We start from the raw sequence: 16,553 nt of genomic DNA, 5'->3' as shown, positions 1-16,553 counted from the left end.
GTGAAACTGGCGGGGTAGCGTTGAAGCTGCCCTGCTGTTTCAAAATATTGGAGCCTTTGGTTCAATGCCTCAAATAGATCAAATCGCCGCAACCTATGCGTCCCAGATTTTCTGGCTTTTGCTGACTTTCGGGTTCACATTTTTTGTCATCGGTTTAGGCATGTTCCCGAAAATTCAGGGCACAGTTGATGCCCGTGACAAACGGATTGCCGACGATCTCGAAGCCGCTCGTGCTGCGAACGTAACAGCAGATGAGTTGGAAGAAAGCTACCGTGTCAAAATGGAAAATGACCGTAGCGAGGCTCAGGCTCTGGTAGAAGCAAGCAAAGCGAAAGCCAATGCGGCTGCCGAGAAGCGCAAAAACAAAGCCAATGCTGACATTGCTACAAAAGTGGCGGCGGCAGAAGCGGATATCAAAGCCCGCGCCGGCGAAGCTTTGAAAGAGATTGAAGGCGTCTCTGCCGAAGTCGCGCAGGACTTGGTTGCCAAAATCTCTGGCGCGAAAGTGACTAAAGCGGCGGCATTGAAAGAAACAAAGGCAGCTTTGAAACATGGTTGATTTCGCTAATCTAGCATCCGCAGCGGCTGACGTCGCAATACTGGCGTCGGGCGCTGCTGAAGAGCATGTTACGCCGTCTGTATTCGGCGTGTTCAATGCGACTGTGTTCGTGTCGCTGTCTATGCTGGTCGTTATCGGCTTGGTGCTTTGGAAGAAAGTTCCAGCTCTTATTGGTGCATCGCTGGATAAGAAAATAGCCGATATTCGCGAACAACTGGATGAAGCCAAGAAGTTGCGCGAAGAATCCGAAGAATTGCGCGCGAAATATGAATCCCGCTTGCGGGCGGCAGACGACGAAGCTGCTGAAATTTTGGCGCAAGCAGAGAGCGAAGCCGAACTGGTGGTTGCGGACGCAAAGAAAGCCACGACTGATCTGATTGCGCGCCGTAAGAAAATGGCTGAAGATAAGATCGGCGCTGCCGAACGTGCCGCTATTGCCGATGTTCGGTCAAAAGCAGCCGGCGCAGCGACTATCGCGGCGCAGAATTTGATTGCTGCCAAACATGACGCGACTGCAGACAAAGGCTTGATTGACAAAACGATCAGCGATTTGGGTACTAAGCTCAACTAAATTATCATTCTCTGCAAAGGATTAGGCGCTGGTAATGATCGGCGTCGAGGCTTAGATATACGCTATGTCTGGCCCACAATCTCCTGACCGTTTTAACGAGGATAAGGCAACCTATGCCGTGCGCGGCAATGAAACGCCTGACCTTGAAACAGGCATGGCGGCTATCCGCGAAACATTAAATACGCTGCCAACGCGGCCTGGTGTTTACCGGATGCAGGATAGCCGCGGCGATGTGCTGTATGTTGGCAAAGCCCGGTCCCTTAAAAACCGTGTCGGATCTTATGTCCAGATGAACCGACTACCTCATCGGTTACTGCGTATGGTCGCGCAAACCCGGTCGATGACCATCGTAACGACGGGCAGTGAAGCTGAAGCTTTGTTGCTCGAAGCGCAGCTGATCAAGAAATTCCGTCCAGCTTATAACGTGCTGCTCCGCGACGATAAGAGCTTTCCGTTCATTCTGCTACGCGAAGATCACGACTTTCCGCGTATCCAGAAGCATCGCGGAGCACAAAAAACGAAGGGCAAATATTTTGGACCTTTTGCGAGCGCTGGCTCCGTCAATCAAACGCTCAACGCACTGCAGAAACTTTTCCTGCTTCGTTCATGCACTGACAGCTTCTTCAATAACCGCTCGCGCCCTTGTTTACTCTATCAAATCAAGCGCTGTTCGGCACCATGCGTGGACCGGATCACCAAGGATGATTATGCCGAATTGGTTGAAGACTCGCGGAACTTCCTCTCCGGAAAGTCTACGGAGGTGCAACAGAAACTCGGCGCGCAGATGGAAAAGGCTTCCGAGCTACTCGATTTTGAAATGGCCGCTCTCTACCGCGACCGATTAAAAGCTCTCACCTTCATTCAGGGTAATCAGGCGGTCAATGCAGCAGGTCTGCCCGATGCCGATATTTTCGCATTGGCAGCTAAGGGTTCAACCGTTTGCATACAAGCTTTTTTCATTCGTGGCGGCCAAAATTGGGGACATCGTAGCTTCTTTCCCGCCCATACGACTAATGTCGAGATTGAAGAGGTCTTCTCCAGCTTCCTGATGCAATTTTACGACCGGATGCCGCCTCCGAAATTAGTGTTGCTGGACCGTGAGTTGCCGGATGAAGCTTTGCTGTCAGAAGCGCTCGGAACGCGGGCAGAGTATAAAGTCAGCGTTTCGAAACCTCAGCGTGGCGACCGCCTGAAGCTGCTGAAGCAGGCGAGCCGTAACGCTGAAGAGGCGCTTGACCGCCGTTTGGCCGAGTCCTCTACACAAGCCAAAATCATGCGCGAGATGGTAGATCTACTGGAACTCGAAGCGGTGCCTGATCGTATCGAGATATACGACAACAGCCATATTCAGGGGACGAATATGGTGGGCGGCATGGTTGTTGCTGGACCTGAAGGTTTTCGTAAGAACGCCTATCGCAAGTTTAACATCAAAAACCCTGACACCGCTCCCGGCGATGATTTTGCGATGATGCGTGAAGTGCTTGAGCGCCGTTTCGCTCGGGCCCAAAAAGAAGATCCGGACCGGGAAAAGGGAGAGTGGCCTGATCTGGTATTGATCGATGGCGGCAAGGGCCAGATGAGTGCAGCCAAGGATGCGTTGGCGGAAATCGGGGTCGAAGACGTCAATATGATCGGTGTGTCCAAAGGGCCGGATCGGAATGCCGGGCGGGAGACGTTTCATTTTATGGATGGCCGGGAACTCAACCTACCGATCAACAGCCCAGTGTTATTCTATCTCCAACGCTTACGGGATGAAGCACACAGGTTCGCAATTGGCGCGCATCGTCAGAAGCGAGCCAAAGCGGTGGGACATAGTTCGCTAGATGATGTGCCGGGCATTGGCCCCGCTCGAAAAAAGGCGATGCTGCTGCATTTTGGAACCGCTCGCGCCGTGAAAAACGCGTCATTGGAAGACTTGCAGGGAGCGCCAGGCGTTTCCGCGACAGTGGCGCAAAAAGTATACGACTATTTTCATGGCTAGTTTACGCACCTCAGCAATTATTTGCTCCGTTCGCCAGCATGGTGAGCATGGAGCGGTTGTGCGGTCTCTGACACCCGAGAATGGATTGATGGCGGGCTATGTGCGGGGTGCGCGCTCGCGGACGATGCGGCCTGTATTGATCCCCTCCAATATTGTGCAGGCCGATTACCGGGCTCGGACCGAGGATCAACTCGCGTCCATGACGGCTGAGCTTCAGCAAAGCCGGGGCCCCTATCTTGGTGAACCTTTAGCGAGTGCTGCACTGGATTGGGTGACCGCGCTGACCGCAGCGATATTGCCGGAAGAACATAGCTATCCGCAACTTCATTCTGCGCTATCTGCGTTACTCGATGCGATATGTGGCGCGCCCTCGGCCAAGGGTTGGGCTGTGGCACTGGTGCGCTATGAACTGCTCCTCTTGTCAGAATTGGGATTTGGCCTGTCGCTCGATAGATGTGCGGTGACCGGTGATAAGGAAGATTTGATCTTTATCAGCCCCAAAAGCGCGACAGCAGTGAGTGCAAGGGCAGGGCAGATTTACAAGGACAAGCTGCTTCCGCTGCCGACTTTTTTGAAAGAACCAGATAGTCCCGAATGGGATGATATTTTTGATGGATTGAGGGTCACCGGATTTTTCCTCAAGCGTCATTTTTTTGAAGACCGTCGCAATGACGTTATGGCGGCACGTTCAGTTTTGGTGGATCGTTTGAAAAGGGTGGTTGCCTAATTCGGTTGGGCGCGGCAGGGAGTGGCGAAACTTGCCGAGAAAGTCTGGGAAAAACAACATGCATATAGCGGTGCTCGCCGGGGACGGCATTGGTCAGGAAATTATGGTCGAGGCCTTACGCGTATTGGAAGCGCTAGGGCTCTCCGACATCCGTCTTGATCATGCAGATGTAGGCGGCATGGCCTATAAGAACCACGGCCATCCTTTGCCACCGGCGACACTGGAATTGGTCATGGCCGCCGATGCTGTATTATTTGGAGCCGTTGGTGATCCCGATTGTGATAATCTGGAACGTCATTTGCGCCCGGAACAGGCCGTGCTTGGATTGCGTAAGGAAATGCAAACCTTCGCCAATTTGCGCCCTGCCAAAGCCTTTGCGGGGCTGGAAAACCTCTCTGCGCTGAAGCCGGATGTCGCGGGTGCGATTGATCTGTTGATCCTACGGGAACTGACTGGGGATATCTATTTCGGTGAAAAGGGGCAACGGACGACCGATGCTGGTTTGCGGGAAGGCTATGACATCATGGCCTATGATGAGGAAGAAATTGCTCGCATCGCCCATGTCGCATTTAAGGCAGCACAAGGGCGCCGGAAGAAACTATGTTCGGTGGACAAAGCCAATGTACTACAAACATCGGTATTGTGGCGGGCTGTCGTAAATGAATTGGCTGCCGATTACCCTGATGTCGAGCTCAGCCACATGTATGTCGACAATGCCGCAATGCAGCTGGTGCGCAATCCTGGACAATTTGATGTGATGCTGACCGGCAATATTTTTGGTGACATATTGTCTGATCAGGCCAGCATGTGTGTAGGGTCAATCGGCCTTCTTGCTTCTGCGTCTTTAGGTACGGGAACCCACGGCCTTTATGAACCAATTCACGGCAGTGCGCCTGATATTGCGGGGCAGGGGATTGCCAATCCCTCTGCAATGATATTGTCTGCCGCGATGATGCTGCGTCACAGTTTTGATATGGAAAATGAAGCTTTGCGGATTGAACAGGCTGTGGCTGATGTTCTTGAGCAAGGTATATTGGGGCATGATCTGGGCGGCAGTGCCTCGACAAGCGAAATCGGCGATGCAGTTGTCGCACAGCTTGCCAGTTAAGCGCCGAGCGGCGTAGGAATAGATATGAAAAGAGATACTGGTCAAAATCGAGCGATCACCAAAAACTGGCGCCCCGCAACCAAAGCTATTCGCAGCGGCACTATGCGGAGTGAATTTGGTGAAACATCGGAAGCTTTGTTCCTGACATCCGGCTATACTTATGACTGTGCTGAAGATGCCGCTGCACGCTTTAATGGCGAACAATCCGGTATGACCTACAGCCGCCTGCAAAATCCGACGGTCCAGATGCTGGAAGAGCGTATTGCAGTGATGGAAGGCGCAGATGCTTGTCGTGCGACAGCTTCTGGTATGGCGGCAATGACCGCTGCTTTATTGTGTCAATTGGAAGCTGGCGATCATGTGGTGGCGAGCCGAGCTTTATTTGGTTCTTGCCGCTGGCTGACCGACAGTTTGTTGCCGAAATTCGGAATAGAAACCACCGTCATTGATGGCCGTGAGATCGAAAATTGGGAACTGGCGATCACGTCAAAGACCAAAGTGTTTTTCTTCGAAACGCCAGCGAATCCGACCATGGATGTCATCGACCTGCGCTCTGTTTGTGATCTGGCGAGGGCGAAAGGCATTACCAGCGTGGTGGACAATGCTTTTGCTACCAATGTCCTGCAACGCCCGATGGAATTTGGTGCTGATGTGGTTGCCTATAGCGCGACCAAGATGATGGACGGTCAGGGGCGCGTATTGGCTGGAGCTGTTTGTGGGACAGAGGAGTTTATCGAAGAAACTCTGCTCGCCTTCATCCGCAATACCGGACCGACTCTGAGTGCGTTTAACGCTTGGGTTGTATTGAAGGGACTCGAAACTCTTGACCTACGAATCCGTAAACAGAGTACGAATGCTATTGAAGTCGGCAAGTTTTTAGAGCAGCGGATAGAGAAAATATTGCATCCAGGTTTGCCAAGTCATCCGCAACATAATCTTGCGATGAGCCAGATGGAAGCAGCAGGACCGATTTTCTCACTCTATGTTGGCGGTGGTCGTAAGCAAGCGCATCGTCTACTTAATACATTGAATCTAATAGACATATCCAATAATATTGGAGACAGTCGATCACTCATGTGTCACCCGGCTTCGACCACCCATCATGGCTTGGGTGAGGAAGCGCGGTTGGAAATCGGAATTACGGAAGACATGTTGCGGATCAATGTTGGTCTGGAAGATCCCGCCGATTTGATCGAAGATTTGGATCAAGCCCTTTCGTCTGTCGGTCTTTGACGCTATTACAATTTGATGATGCAGGCGTTCTTTCCATTTTCTGAAACTACCGATGGCGTGACTGTCCGAGTTTCGGTTACTTTTTTGCCGGAGCAATCCGACATAGACGGGTTACGTTGGTTTTGGGCTTATCACATTCGTATCGAAAATGAGCGCGATAGCGCGGTTCAACTGTTGACCCGCCATTGGCGGATTTCCGATGCGCGTGGCGGATTGCACCGGGTGGATGGAGACGGCGTTATCGGAGAACAACCGATTATTCAGCCAGGCAAATCACATGACTATGTTTCGGGTTGTCCACTTAACACACCAAGTGGGGCCATGGCAGGGCATTTTATGTTCGTGGGTGAAGAGCCAGATGCTTTTGAAGTCCGAATCCCACATTTTCCTCTGACTGCGCCCACAGTCGAGCAATGAAGCGTACGCATTTACCGCTTAACGGGCTTCGTGTGCTCGACGCTGCGGCTCGACACCTGAGCTTTACGCGGGCCGCCGATGAGCTCGCCGTCACACCTGCAGCTGTCGGACAGCAGATCAGGGCATTGGAAGACATGCTGGGCGTTGTGATGTTCCGGCGTACACCAAAGGGTCTGGAGCTGACCGATGAAGCAGCCGCCGGTCTGGATGCGTTGCGATCTGGTTTTCTGGAATTTGAAGACGCCGTACGGGCTATGCAGGCGGGGCAATCATCACACAAATTGACTATCGCTGCGCCGCGGGATTTGACGGCAAAATGGTTGAACGAAAGGCTTGCGAAATTTTCGCAGGAAAACGCCGACGTCAGTTTCGCGCTGGTTGCTTCCGAAGGTGGCGCGGATTTCACCGAAGCCAATCTGGATGTGGCTATTGGTTTGACCGACGGCCCCGGCGACAATGAGGGTGTGATCATCGGCGATACGATGTTCGTTAAAGTGGCTGCGTCTGGCGGCAAACCGGGTCAGAAAATTGACTGGCCGGGCTGTCCGATCTCCGAGGGTGAAGAAACCCTGATGCGGGTTGCAGATGGCGGGCTGGCAATAGAAGCGGCTGCTAACGGCTTTGGCCATGCCTGGGTACCCAAAATGTTGGTACAGCAGGATGTCGCAACAGGTCGTGTCGACGTGATTGGCGAGGACAGCAAGTCCTCACGCGGCTATTGGTTGGTCGCGCCGCTTCCGCAATGGCGGCAGAAGAAGGTTAAGGCGCTCGTCGCCGCGCTGACAGCATGAGCTTTGCGGTTTTGACGACCGAACGGCTTCGCCTGCGGCCGTTACGAGTCGATGATGCCGATGCCCTTCATCCTGCTTTTGCAGATGAGGACTTAATGCGCTGGTGGTCCAGCGGACCTCATAAAACTGTTGCCGAAACGCGGGAATATGTGATGCAAAATTGCGATGGTACGCGCTGGCAAACTTGGGCCATAACGACAACGCAAGATGATACGGCGCTGGGTTGGGTTGTTTTTATCCGTTCGTTAGATCGCCCGAATGTCAGAGAAATTGGCTATATTCTCAACCGACCTGCTTGGGGAACCGGGATCGCGCGAGAGGCGGTTGGCCGAGTGATACAGTTCGGATTTGAAGAATTAGGTCTAAGGCGCATTTATGCTGATGTTGATCCTGATAACCTGGCCTCGATCAAGCTGCTGAAGATTTGGGGTTTTCAGCAGGAAGCACATTTGCGTCAAGAATGGGAAACGCATATCGGTATCCGTGACAGTCTCATTTTCGGGCTGCTACAGGATGAGTGGCAGGCCGCGAGAGAGAAGGGTTAGCGTGCTGCGAGCAAGTTTAGCAAGCGATTGATCATCAAAGTAAATTTGCCATTGTCGACTGGCGTTTCACTATTATTCCAGCTTCCCGAAACTGCATAGGTTTTGCCCGATTTTGATTTAGTCAAAAAGGCAAAGGAAATGACGCCCGGTTCCGAACCACCTTTGCCGCCAATATAGGACCAGCGCAACGCATCCCCTGGCGGGACGATGGAGTTGATTTTCAATATGTCGAGGACCACGGGATCGTTTGCTTTTAAGATATGGTCGAGCAAGTTGCTGATATCTGCCGGGGAAGCAAACCATTCGATTGTATCAATATGAACAGGATCATTGGCGAAATTGGCTATGGACACAGACTTGATACCCAGTCTGTCTCGCTGAGTCTTCAATATATTCTTCTGTTCGCTCTCTGAAGCCGCAACATAACGCTCGCGAAGGTCATTATTAGTCGGCATTTTGAGCGCAAACATTTCTAACGTCGTAAGCATCGGCGCGATCTTGTCTGGCTGGGAGTGTCCTATGATCCGTAGCATTTCCTCAACTTTTTCACGGCCTAGAACATCAATCAGTATGTCCGTCGCGCTATTGTCGCTGATCGAAATCATCATTGTTGCGAGGCTTTGCAACGTTAGCGGCGTGCCGTCCGGCCAGTCTTGCAAGACACCCGAGGGCAAGGATTTACGGTTTAACGGTACGACATCACTCCAGCGTCTTTCTCCAGCTTTGATGCTACGAGATAGTTCGGCAAGCACGTAGAGCTTGAAGGTTGATCCGATAGCCAACTGTTTGTCGGAGTTGAGTTCTGTTACTGAAAGAGGGCTATCACCAGACAAATCAGCAATCTGGAACCCTGCAATACCGGGTAATATTCTGACTTCTTCCGTGATTTTCTCAATACTGTCGTCGTTCATATTGGCACCGGTGATCAGGAGCCCAATGACCGGATGGGGCGCTTTGCTATCCAAAACCATTTTCATGGCCAAGGTAGCTTTCTCATAGGTGATCTCCACCGTACCATCATGATCATTTGTCGGGATGATCCGGCTTAAGCTGACCGGCTCGCCATATTGCTTGTTGAGTTGAACCAGCAGACCGCGAAATTGGATCAGCGGAACAGCACGCAAGAAAGAGTCCGCGAAGAAAAGTTCTTCCTGCTCCGAGCCTTTGAGGATTTCTAATAACTCCGACGCGCGGTCCTGATATTCAGAAGAAACAGTCGACATTTGTTCCGCCCTTGCTGGAGAGGGAACCCCTGCGACGGATATAAAGGCGAGTGCCGCGAAAAGCCAGAACCGGTTGAACCGGTCAGGCATCAATAGATTCCTCATCAAGGCTGGCTGCGTTTTGCTGGATGAAGTTGAACCGGTGTTCCGGGTTTTTACCCATCAGACGGTCGACAAGATCCTTTACCACCGCCCGGTTCTCATATTCCTGCGGCAGAGTGACGCGGAACAATGAACGCGTGTCCGGATCCATAGTGGTTTCTTTCAGCTGTCCCGGGTTCATCTCACCAAGGCCTTTAAACCGACTGACCTCAACCTTCTTGCCTTTAAACGGCCCGTTTTCGATTACCGCCCGCGCCTCGTCATCCTGCGCGTAAAGGCTCTTGCCGCCAGCGGTCAGGCGATAAAGCGGCGGACGGGCCAGAAACAAATGTCCTTGCCGGACCAGTTCAGGCATTTCCTGAAAGAAATAGGTCATCAGAAGCGTGGCGATATGCGCACCATCGACATCAGCATCGGTCATGATGATCACGCGTTCATAGCGTAAATTGTCAGGATCACAGTCTTTGCGCGTGCCGCAGCCCAGTGCCAGTGTCAGGTCTGCTATTTCCGAATTGGCAAAAATCTTGGCGCTGGCCGCCGAAGCGACGTTGAGGATTTTACCACGTATCGGCAAGATTGCCTGAGTTTTTCGATTGCGCGCCTGTTTGGCAGACCCGCCAGCGCTGTCACCTTCAACGATGAAGATTTCTGTTCCTGCTGGGTCATTGCCAGAACAATCAGTGAGCTTACCGGGCAGGCGGACTTTACGCCCGCTAGTGGCGGTTTTGCGTTTAACTTCGCGTTCGGCTTTGCGTTTCAGCCGTTCGTCCATCCGCTCCATGACAAAGCCGAGCAGCGCCTTGCCGCGATCCATATTGTCAGTCAGGAAATGGTCGAAATGATCGCGTACGGCGTTCTCGACATATTTTGCTGCTTCTGGAGACGTTAGCCGGTCTTTCGTTTGGCTCTGAAATTGCGGATCGCGGATGAAAACGGAAAGCATCATCTCTCCGCCCGAAATAATATCATCAGCGGTTAGCTGTGATGCTTTCTTAAGCTGCACCAGTTCGCCAAAGGCCCGCATGCCTTTGACCAATGCGTTGCGCAGCCCGGTTTCATGGGTACCGCCATTGGGTGTCGGAATAGTGTTGCAATACCAGCTATAGCTGCCATCGGTCCAGATAGGCCAGGTAATTGCCCATTCGACGCGTCCAGCACTGTCGGGAAAATCTTGACTACCTGCAAAGAAATCGGTTGTGACGCACTCTCGGCCGCTGAGCTGTTCGCGCAAATGGTCAGACAATCCGCCGGGGAACTGAAACACTGCTTCAGCAGGAACATCGTCAGTGGCTTGCTCTGCGTCGCATTTCCAACGAATTTCGACGCCTGCATAAAGATAGGCCTTGGATCGCGCCATTTTGAACAAGCGAGATGGCTTGAACCTGTTACCTTCGCCAAAAATCTCAATGTCCGGAACGAATGAAATACTGGTTCCTCGCCGGTTGGGGGTGCTGCCAACTTCATCGAGTTTTGATACGGCATTGCCCTGCGAAAAAGACTGGCGATAAATGGTCTTATTGCGGGCCACTTCCACTACGGTATCGGATGACAAGGCGTTGACCACAGAGACACCAACACCGTGCAAACCGCCTGATGTGGCATAGGCTTTGTCAGAAAACTTACCACCGGAGTGCAGGGTGGTCATAATGACTTCCAGCGCTGACTTGTCTGGGAATTTGGGATGAGGGTCGACCGGAATACCGCGGCCATTGTCGGTAACGGTTAGACGGTTTTCACTATCAAGTGTAATTTCAATGCGGCTCGCATGGCCGGCAACGGCTTCGTCCATGCTGTTGTCGATAACTTCTGCAGCCAAGTGATGGAGCGCGCGTTCGTCAATGCCGCCAATATACATTCCCGGGCGTTTGCGAACGGGTTCCAGACCTTCCAATACCTCAATGGCAGAGGCATCATATTCACCGGGCTTTGAAGCGGTTGGCGGATCAGCACCAAAAAGATCATCAGACATAATGATCCTATAAGAGCGTCAGAGTCAGACTGGCAAGAGGCTTATTGGGCCTCTTGCCAAATGGTCTGTAAAATATTGCCTTGTCGGCTGATTTAGCGGACTCTTGGGCCACCGAAAGGCAGTGGCGGAGGTGCCCGTCGCGCACCACGTGGCAATTGTGCCTGAAACGCACGTCCACAATGCTCCACGCAATAAGGGAAGCCGGGATTAACCTCTTCGCCGCAGAAGTGGAAGTCGGGCTCGCCGGGGTGGTTCATAGGCCAGCGACAGATTTTATCGTTCAAATCCAGCAGGCTGGTCTTGTCGGCAATTTCTTCGCTGGGTTTCGCCGGAACAAGACGCCGAGGAGGTGCTGGCGGAATAGGTGCTTGCTGATCACCGGGGCCCTGACGCAAAAACCCACCCGGGCCAACGGATACAATTTTCGGTCCATCGGGCTTGGGCATTTTTGACTGTTGAGCGGCATGGGTACGCGCAGCAGGCGTTGGCGGCGGCATCGCGCGCCGAGCCACATGTTCTTCTTTTTGCTTCGGTTTCTTGGTTGCTTTGACCGCGGCCTTTTTCGGTTTGGCTGCGGGCTTATCGCCTTTTGCAGTCTTCGCTTTGGCTTTAACCGGGGACGGACGTGATTTCAGACCAAGACGATGGGCCTTGCCGATAACAGCATTGCGGCTCACGCCGCCGAGTTCCTCTGCGATCTGACTGGCGGTCAGGCCTTTCTCCCACATCTGTTTCAGATGATCGATACGTTCGTCGGTCCACGCCATGCAAAATCCTAACTATTCCAATACTGAGCCCAATATAAGCCTTATAGCCGTATATTCAATCATACGGAAATATCGGCCGATATAATATGGGGTTGTGATTGCTGTCTGGAGCCGATAGGCGAAAAGCCTATGTTAGACCAGCCCAAAAATAACAACTCGGATCAATCTGAATTTATTGCACAGACATACGCTGAGCCCGGTGTAGCCGTCATTCGGGGTGTTAACTGGGGTGGATTTCTGGCGCTTTACTGGAAAGAAGTGCGGCGCTTTTTCAAGGTTCAACTCCAAACCGTCTGGGCACCTTCGATTACCACGCTACTGTTTCTAGTAATATTTACGGTCGCGTTGGGCAGGGGGGATCGCACCGTTCTGGGTGTGCCGTTTGCCGATTTCATTGCACCTGGATTAATTTGCATGGGTATGATCCAAAATGCCTTCGCGAATAGCAGTTTTGCGCTTCTGGTCGGGAAGATTCAGGGTACGATTGTGGACTATTTGATGCCACCTCTGTCTGTTGGCGAATTGTTGGCAGGCTTGGTTGCTGCGTCAATCACACGGGCGGCGTTGGTGGGCTTTGCGGTTTGGTTGGCCATGGCCCTTTGGCCAGGTGTAAACGTCAGTGTTAATCATTGGTGGGCGGTCCTCTGGTTCGGATTCATGGGCTCAGTAATGCTCGCTTTGCTGGGCGTGCTGACATCGATTTGGGCAGAAAAATTTGATCATGCAGCGGCTGTGACCAATTTCATTGTCGCTCCGGCTGCCTTACTGTCAGGCACATTCTATTCGATAGACAGATTGGCTCCTACATTTCAGGCCGTCAGCCATGCCAATCCATTTTTTTACGCGATTTCCGGTTTCCGTTACGGATTTTTGGGAGAAGCCGATTCACCTGTAATGGTAGGTTCGGTCGTCCTGTTGGGCATCAATGTCGGCCTGACAGCCTTATGCTATATTTTGCTTAAAAAAGGCTGGAAGATCAAATCCTAGCCTATTGAAATCGTTTAATGCCGATGAATCCGGTGTAGCTTATATTTGCCGCCATCCACAGCCTTGAACATGCGCCCAACCTCAGGATGCATCACCGGCTCTCCGCTGTCATCTTCAAGCAGATTTTGCTGACTGACATAAGCGACATAGCTGCTGTCGGCATTTTCGGCCAAAAGATGATAGAAAGGTTGATCTTTCGAAGGCTGCAAGTCTTTGGGAATGGCATCATACCATTCATCACTATTGGCGAAGACCGGGTCGATATCATAGATCACACCGCGAAAATCAAACAAGCGATGTTTGACCACATCACCAATCGTGAAAGTGGCATTCAACACCGAAGGTGTGTCCTTCGGGAGAGGATTGGTGGACGCAAGATGTTTGGTTTGAACCATATCTTCAATTTAGTCAGTTAACAGACATATGCAAGCGCTCGCCATCTGTGGGTTAAAATGGTTTCTCGCTTGGCAAAATGCAGATCATAGTTTAAGCGCGCCGCACGTTCGACACATATGGTCTGCTAGACCATGGTTTCCTAGGCTATTTGCCAAAGTGCGGAGAGGTGCCAGAGTGGTCGAATGGGGCGGTCTCGAAAACCGTTGTGCGAGCGATCGTACCCAGGGTTCGAATCCCTGTCTCTCCGCCAAAATCTTGTATAAATATTCTTTATATCAATTACTTAAAAGGTTATTGAAATTTTATACCCATAAATATACCCATATGGAGTTGCGGTAGAATATTTTGAAACTTCTATGTTGATATGGCGGCTTTATCCCGAAAGCAGAAGCTAGAGCGCAAAGTCTTCTCCCAACATCACTGCTTGACGCCTGAATCCAAATTCGGTTTCGCCAGACCAGTTTTTGCCGTCTGGAAACCTCAGCTCAATGCCGGTCAAATAGTCACTATCGAACAATTTCATGTTAACACCCATCTGATCATTGTTTCCAATGCTTGCCACGTGTTCTTTCGTCAGTATCCAGTGGGTCGTTGATCCACATCTTTTGCAAAAGTGTGTTTCAACCGCCGGTTGCGGATAGTCGCTGCGCGTGTAACTTCCGGTATCGCCTTCAATTTCAACTTCTGATGGTTTGAAATATCCCCAGATACCGCCACTCTTTTTGCATAGACTACAATTACAATCTTGCATGAATTCAGGTTGGTGAGAGATAGCCACTTTCACTGCGCCGCAATGACATTTCGCTTCACAACCTGTTGCGCTCATCATGCAAACCTTCCCAAAGTTTCAAAGAGCCATGAGTGTGTGAGCAACGCATTAATGTCAATGTCCCCAACATCCCGAAAGCGGACATTAGGATAAGGCTATTCAATTAATATAAATATTGATAATGATTCTTATTTACATTAGCAAAAGTAACTTTTATGTGGCTCCCGATAATCTGAAAATGAGGGATCAAAAATGATAAAGAAGCTTCTTTTGGTGACTACCGCTCTGGCGTTGCCATCCACAGCATTTGCGCAGGACGCTAATGGAAATGACAGAGAAGTGCTTGAAGAAGATGTAATCATTGTCACCGGCCAGCTCTCTGACTTTGGCGCGCTGAAATCAGCAACCCCTATCGTGGAGACCACGCGGTCTGTTACTATTGAAACAGAAGAACAATTCCGCGACAAGGGCGCGCTCACTCTAGATGACGTATTGAACTATGTCCCTGGCGTTGTCGGCGATACATTTGGCTTTGCGACGCGCGGTGATTTCCCCCAGGTACGCGGCTTTGATGCAGCGGAATATCGGGATGGCCAGCAAGTTCTTTTCGGTTTTTACAACAACACGCGGTCCGACGTTTATGTTTTGGAGCAAGTGGAAGTGCTGAAGGGGCCAGCGTCCGTCCTTTATGGCAAAGGCACTCCTGGCGGCATTGTCAACGCGGTGTCAAAACTGGCTGGCCCTGACAAGCAGAGTGAGGTCATTTTTGATGTCGGTACCTTTGATCGCTATCAGGCCGCCGCAGACCTGAACGCAGAACTGGTCGATAATCTCTTTGTGCGATTTGTGGGACTGTACCGGGAATCTGATACGCAGATTAATTACGTTAATGACGATGCCATTATCGTAATGCCATCCATAACCTATGATGATGGCCAAACCCGGCTGACGGCGATGCTCGAATATGTAGACCGTGACAGCGATACAGCCCAGCAATTTTTGCCATTGACCGGTACTGGCTGCGTCAGTGGTGATGTTACCATTACACCAATTGCTGTGTGCGCAAATTCTTCGGGCGAGCGGGTGGAATTCGATACATATCTGGGAGATCCAAGCTTTAACCGTTATGACACGAATTCTACATTGGTGAGCTTGCTCGCCAGCCACTCATTTACTGACAATTTCTCGATCGACGGCATCTTCCGATATAAGGACGCGGATGTAGATTACCGACAATCCTATATTGATTTTCTGGGTGCAGTAGGTCCTCCACGTGTGGATGCAAACGGTGACGGTGGACGAACGTTTTTTCGTAGCAATGCCTTTTCAAAACAGGCTGCCTTTGATCTTCGTGCCCGTTGGGCTTTTAATACCGGTCCGATTGAACATGAACTATTCGGAGGTGTCGCCTATCAAAACGTCAAGACCGGCAACGAAGTGATTTTTCTGAGCGATCCTACAACTCGCAGCTTCGGAGCGATAAATATCTATAGTCCCGTTTACGGGAATGTACCGCCACCGCTTTTCGACGACGCTAATTTTTTTGATGTCGGGGATACAAAAACCGATGACTATGGTTTCTACCTCAACAACCAGATGTCCATCGGTGATCTCAAATTGAACTTTGGTTTGCGTTACGATGACAGCAAAACCGAAAGTGGCGCCAATGTCCAAAAGGATGATGCGGTATCTTTCAGTGTCGGCGCGCTTTACGCATTTGATGGTGGTATTTCGCCCTATGTCAGCTTTGCAGAGTCTTTTGAGCCAGTAATTGGGACCGACGGCTTGACCAACAATCCGCTTCAACCACGCGAGGGGAAACAATGGGAGGTGGGCGTCAAGTACCAGCCGCCCGGAACGCAAACCTATATCACATTTGCCTATTTCGATATTGAAGAATCCAATCTACCCAATCCATCGTCACTGATCAATCAACCGGACAGCCAACAAGAAGGCGTTGGCACAGTCAAAGGTTTCGAAATGCAGGCGCAGACAACGCTGGGCGACTGGTATCTGGAGTTTAACGGCAGCATATTAGATACAGAGACAGCCGACGGTGTCCCCTTTGCCTCAATCCCTGAAGAACAAGCGTCAGCATGGGTGCAGTACCAACCTGTCGCTGGTGCCCTGCAAGGTTTTAAAGCGGGCTTCGGTTTGCGCTATGTTGGTGACAATGAAAGCAATGGAACCGGTGCCGTCGGCCCGATACGGGTGGTGACGGACGGCAATGTCCTTGGCGATTTTCTGCTGGGTTACGAAACAGAACGCTGGGACGTCACTTTTAACGTCCGCAATATTACAAACGAGAAATATTTTTCAACGTGTCTGGCGCGCGGCGACTGTTTCGTAGGTGAAGAGCGAACCGCAGTTGTCCGCGTCGGATATAAGTTCTGACCATGGAGGGCGTC

At 51.3% G+C, this 16,553-nt stretch carries 16 protein-coding genes and 1 tRNA gene; 12 read left to right on the top strand and 5 right to left on the bottom strand.

What is annotated here, in order from left to right; genetic code table 11:
- The first annotated feature begins 64 nt into the window (after positions 1-64).
- The 9 genes from ABJM21_RS09215 (at position 65) to ABJM21_RS09175 (ending at position 7,932) form a co-directional block, all read left to right on the top strand.
- Positions 65-559 carry an ATPase gene (locus ABJM21_RS09215; RefSeq protein ID WP_348301439.1) on the top strand — a complete coding sequence of 165 codons (495 nt, stop codon included), beginning with the start codon at positions 65-67 and terminating at the stop codon, positions 557-559.
- Entirely contained in the window at positions 552-1,130 is a 579-nt protein-coding gene (locus ABJM21_RS09210; protein WP_348301440.1) for a F0F1 ATP synthase subunit B, read from the top strand. The genes ABJM21_RS09215 and ABJM21_RS09210 overlap by 8 nt, the downstream gene beginning before the upstream one ends.
- 64 nt (positions 1,131-1,194) lie before the next feature.
- Entirely contained in the window at positions 1,195-3,111 is a 1,917-nt protein-coding gene (uvrC, locus tag ABJM21_RS09205) for an excinuclease ABC subunit UvrC (protein WP_348301441.1), read from the top strand.
- Entirely contained in the window at positions 3,104-3,838 is a 735-nt protein-coding gene (recO, locus tag ABJM21_RS09200) for a DNA repair protein RecO (protein ID WP_348301442.1), read from the top strand. Before uvrC ends, recO begins: the two co-directional genes overlap by 8 nt.
- A 58-nt stretch (positions 3,839-3,896) precedes the next feature.
- The gene (leuB, locus tag ABJM21_RS09195; RefSeq protein WP_348301443.1) at positions 3,897-4,946 is read left to right on the top strand and encodes a 3-isopropylmalate dehydrogenase; all 1,050 of its coding nucleotides are present in this window, start codon (positions 3,897-3,899) and stop codon (positions 4,944-4,946) included.
- 24 nt (positions 4,947-4,970) lie between these two features.
- The gene (locus ABJM21_RS09190) at positions 4,971-6,179 is read left to right on the top strand and encodes an aminotransferase class I/II-fold pyridoxal phosphate-dependent enzyme (RefSeq protein WP_348301444.1); all 1,209 of its coding nucleotides are present in this window, start codon (positions 4,971-4,973) and stop codon (positions 6,177-6,179) included.
- An 18-nt stretch (positions 6,180-6,197) separates the two neighbouring features.
- The gene (gene apaG, locus ABJM21_RS09185) at positions 6,198-6,596 is read left to right on the top strand and encodes a Co2+/Mg2+ efflux protein ApaG (protein ID WP_348301688.1); all 399 of its coding nucleotides are present in this window, start codon (positions 6,198-6,200) and stop codon (positions 6,594-6,596) included.
- Positions 6,593-7,387 (top strand): LysR family transcriptional regulator, encoded by a 795-nt coding sequence (locus tag ABJM21_RS09180; RefSeq protein WP_348301445.1) that lies wholly within the window; start codon positions 6,593-6,595, stop codon positions 7,385-7,387. The genes apaG and ABJM21_RS09180 overlap by 4 nt, the downstream gene beginning before the upstream one ends.
- On the top strand, positions 7,384-7,932 hold the full coding sequence (locus ABJM21_RS09175; protein ID WP_348301446.1) for a GNAT family N-acetyltransferase: 549 nt from the start codon (positions 7,384-7,386) through the stop codon (positions 7,930-7,932). Before ABJM21_RS09180 ends, ABJM21_RS09175 begins: the two co-directional genes overlap by 4 nt.
- Here ABJM21_RS09175 and ABJM21_RS09170 read toward each other — a convergent pair.
- The 3 genes from ABJM21_RS09170 to ABJM21_RS09160 all read right to left on the bottom strand — a co-directional run bounded on the left by ABJM21_RS09170 (position 7,929) and on the right by ABJM21_RS09160 (position 11,993).
- Entirely contained in the window at positions 7,929-9,245 is a 1,317-nt protein-coding gene (locus ABJM21_RS09170; RefSeq protein ID WP_348301447.1) for a serine hydrolase, read from the bottom strand. The two genes, ABJM21_RS09175 and ABJM21_RS09170, sit on opposite strands and share 4 nt — an antisense overlap.
- Positions 9,238-11,226 (bottom strand): DNA topoisomerase IV subunit B, encoded by a 1,989-nt coding sequence (parE, locus tag ABJM21_RS09165; protein WP_348301448.1) that lies wholly within the window; start codon positions 11,224-11,226, stop codon positions 9,238-9,240. Before parE ends, ABJM21_RS09170 begins: the two co-directional genes overlap by 8 nt.
- A 92-nt stretch (positions 11,227-11,318) precedes the next feature.
- On the bottom strand, positions 11,319-11,993 hold the full coding sequence (locus ABJM21_RS09160; protein ID WP_348301449.1) for a GcrA family cell cycle regulator: 675 nt from the start codon (positions 11,991-11,993) through the stop codon (positions 11,319-11,321).
- Between the two features lie 129 nt (positions 11,994-12,122).
- Between ABJM21_RS09160 and ABJM21_RS09155 the strand changes: the two genes are divergently transcribed.
- Entirely contained in the window at positions 12,123-12,980 is an 858-nt protein-coding gene (locus ABJM21_RS09155; protein ID WP_348301450.1) for an ABC transporter permease, read from the top strand.
- A gap of 14 nt (positions 12,981-12,994) precedes the next feature.
- On the opposite strand, the gene hspQ is transcribed toward ABJM21_RS09155, so the two are convergent.
- Positions 12,995-13,375, bottom strand: coding sequence for a heat shock protein HspQ (gene hspQ / locus ABJM21_RS09150; protein WP_348301451.1), 381 nt, complete (start codon positions 13,373-13,375; stop codon positions 12,995-12,997).
- Positions 13,376-13,536: 161 nt separating this feature from the next.
- Here hspQ and ABJM21_RS09145 point away from each other — a divergent pair.
- A tRNA-Ser gene (locus ABJM21_RS09145) sits at positions 13,537-13,626 on the top strand.
- Positions 13,627-13,767: 141 nt separating this feature from the next.
- Here the strand turns inward: ABJM21_RS09145 and ABJM21_RS09140 are convergent.
- Positions 13,768-14,205, bottom strand: a complete 438-nt coding sequence (locus ABJM21_RS09140) for a GFA family protein (protein ID WP_348301452.1) — start codon at positions 14,203-14,205, stop codon at positions 13,768-13,770.
- A 192-nt stretch (positions 14,206-14,397) separates the two neighbouring features.
- Between ABJM21_RS09140 and ABJM21_RS09135 the strand changes: the two genes are divergently transcribed.
- Entirely contained in the window at positions 14,398-16,539 is a 2,142-nt protein-coding gene (locus ABJM21_RS09135) for a TonB-dependent siderophore receptor (protein ID WP_348301453.1), read from the top strand.
- Positions 16,540-16,553: the final 14 nt, after the last annotated feature.

Origin of the sequence: Parasphingorhabdus sp., from assembly GCF_039977335.1 — a bacterium.
Classification (GTDB): domain Bacteria; phylum Pseudomonadota; class Alphaproteobacteria; order Sphingomonadales; family Sphingomonadaceae; genus Parasphingorhabdus.
The sequence above is the reverse complement of the archived record's forward strand: the minus strand, read 5'-3'. Positions and strand labels throughout refer to the sequence as shown.

What these genes read in the sequence shown, in the direction of transcription:
- ABJM21_RS09210 (WP_348301440.1), top strand. Translation starts at nt 552, where the DNA reads ATGGTTGATTTCGCTAATCTAGCATCCGCAGCGGCTGACGTCGCAATA.
- ABJM21_RS09155 (WP_348301450.1), top strand. Translation starts at nt 12,123, where the DNA reads ATGTTAGACCAGCCCAAAAATAACAACTCGGATCAATCTGAATTTATT.
- ABJM21_RS09215 (WP_348301439.1), top strand. Translation starts at nt 65, where the DNA reads ATGCCTCAAATAGATCAAATCGCCGCAACCTATGCGTCCCAGATTTTC.
- parE (WP_348301448.1), bottom strand. Translation starts at nt 11,226, where the DNA reads ATGTCTGATGATCTTTTTGGTGCTGATCCGCCAACCGCTTCAAAGCCC.
- leuB (WP_348301443.1), top strand. Translation starts at nt 3,897, where the DNA reads ATGCATATAGCGGTGCTCGCCGGGGACGGCATTGGTCAGGAAATTATG.
- ABJM21_RS09170 (WP_348301447.1), bottom strand. Translation starts at nt 9,245, where the DNA reads ATGCCTGACCGGTTCAACCGGTTCTGGCTTTTCGCGGCACTCGCCTTT.
- ABJM21_RS09140 (WP_348301452.1), bottom strand. Translation starts at nt 14,205, where the DNA reads ATGATGAGCGCAACAGGTTGTGAAGCGAAATGTCATTGCGGCGCAGTG.
- ABJM21_RS09190 (WP_348301444.1), top strand. Translation starts at nt 4,971, where the DNA reads ATGAAAAGAGATACTGGTCAAAATCGAGCGATCACCAAAAACTGGCGC.
- uvrC (WP_348301441.1), top strand. Translation starts at nt 1,195, where the DNA reads ATGTCTGGCCCACAATCTCCTGACCGTTTTAACGAGGATAAGGCAACC.
- ABJM21_RS09175 (WP_348301446.1), top strand. Translation starts at nt 7,384, where the DNA reads ATGAGCTTTGCGGTTTTGACGACCGAACGGCTTCGCCTGCGGCCGTTA.
- ABJM21_RS09135 (WP_348301453.1), top strand. Translation starts at nt 14,398, where the DNA reads ATGATAAAGAAGCTTCTTTTGGTGACTACCGCTCTGGCGTTGCCATCC.
- recO (WP_348301442.1), top strand. Translation starts at nt 3,104, where the DNA reads ATGGCTAGTTTACGCACCTCAGCAATTATTTGCTCCGTTCGCCAGCAT.
- ABJM21_RS09160 (WP_348301449.1), bottom strand. Translation starts at nt 11,993, where the DNA reads ATGGCGTGGACCGACGAACGTATCGATCATCTGAAACAGATGTGGGAG.
- hspQ (WP_348301451.1), bottom strand. Translation starts at nt 13,375, where the DNA reads ATGGTTCAAACCAAACATCTTGCGTCCACCAATCCTCTCCCGAAGGAC.
- ABJM21_RS09180 (WP_348301445.1), top strand. Translation starts at nt 6,593, where the DNA reads ATGAAGCGTACGCATTTACCGCTTAACGGGCTTCGTGTGCTCGACGCT.
- apaG (WP_348301688.1), top strand. Translation starts at nt 6,198, where the DNA reads ATGCAGGCGTTCTTTCCATTTTCTGAAACTACCGATGGCGTGACTGTC.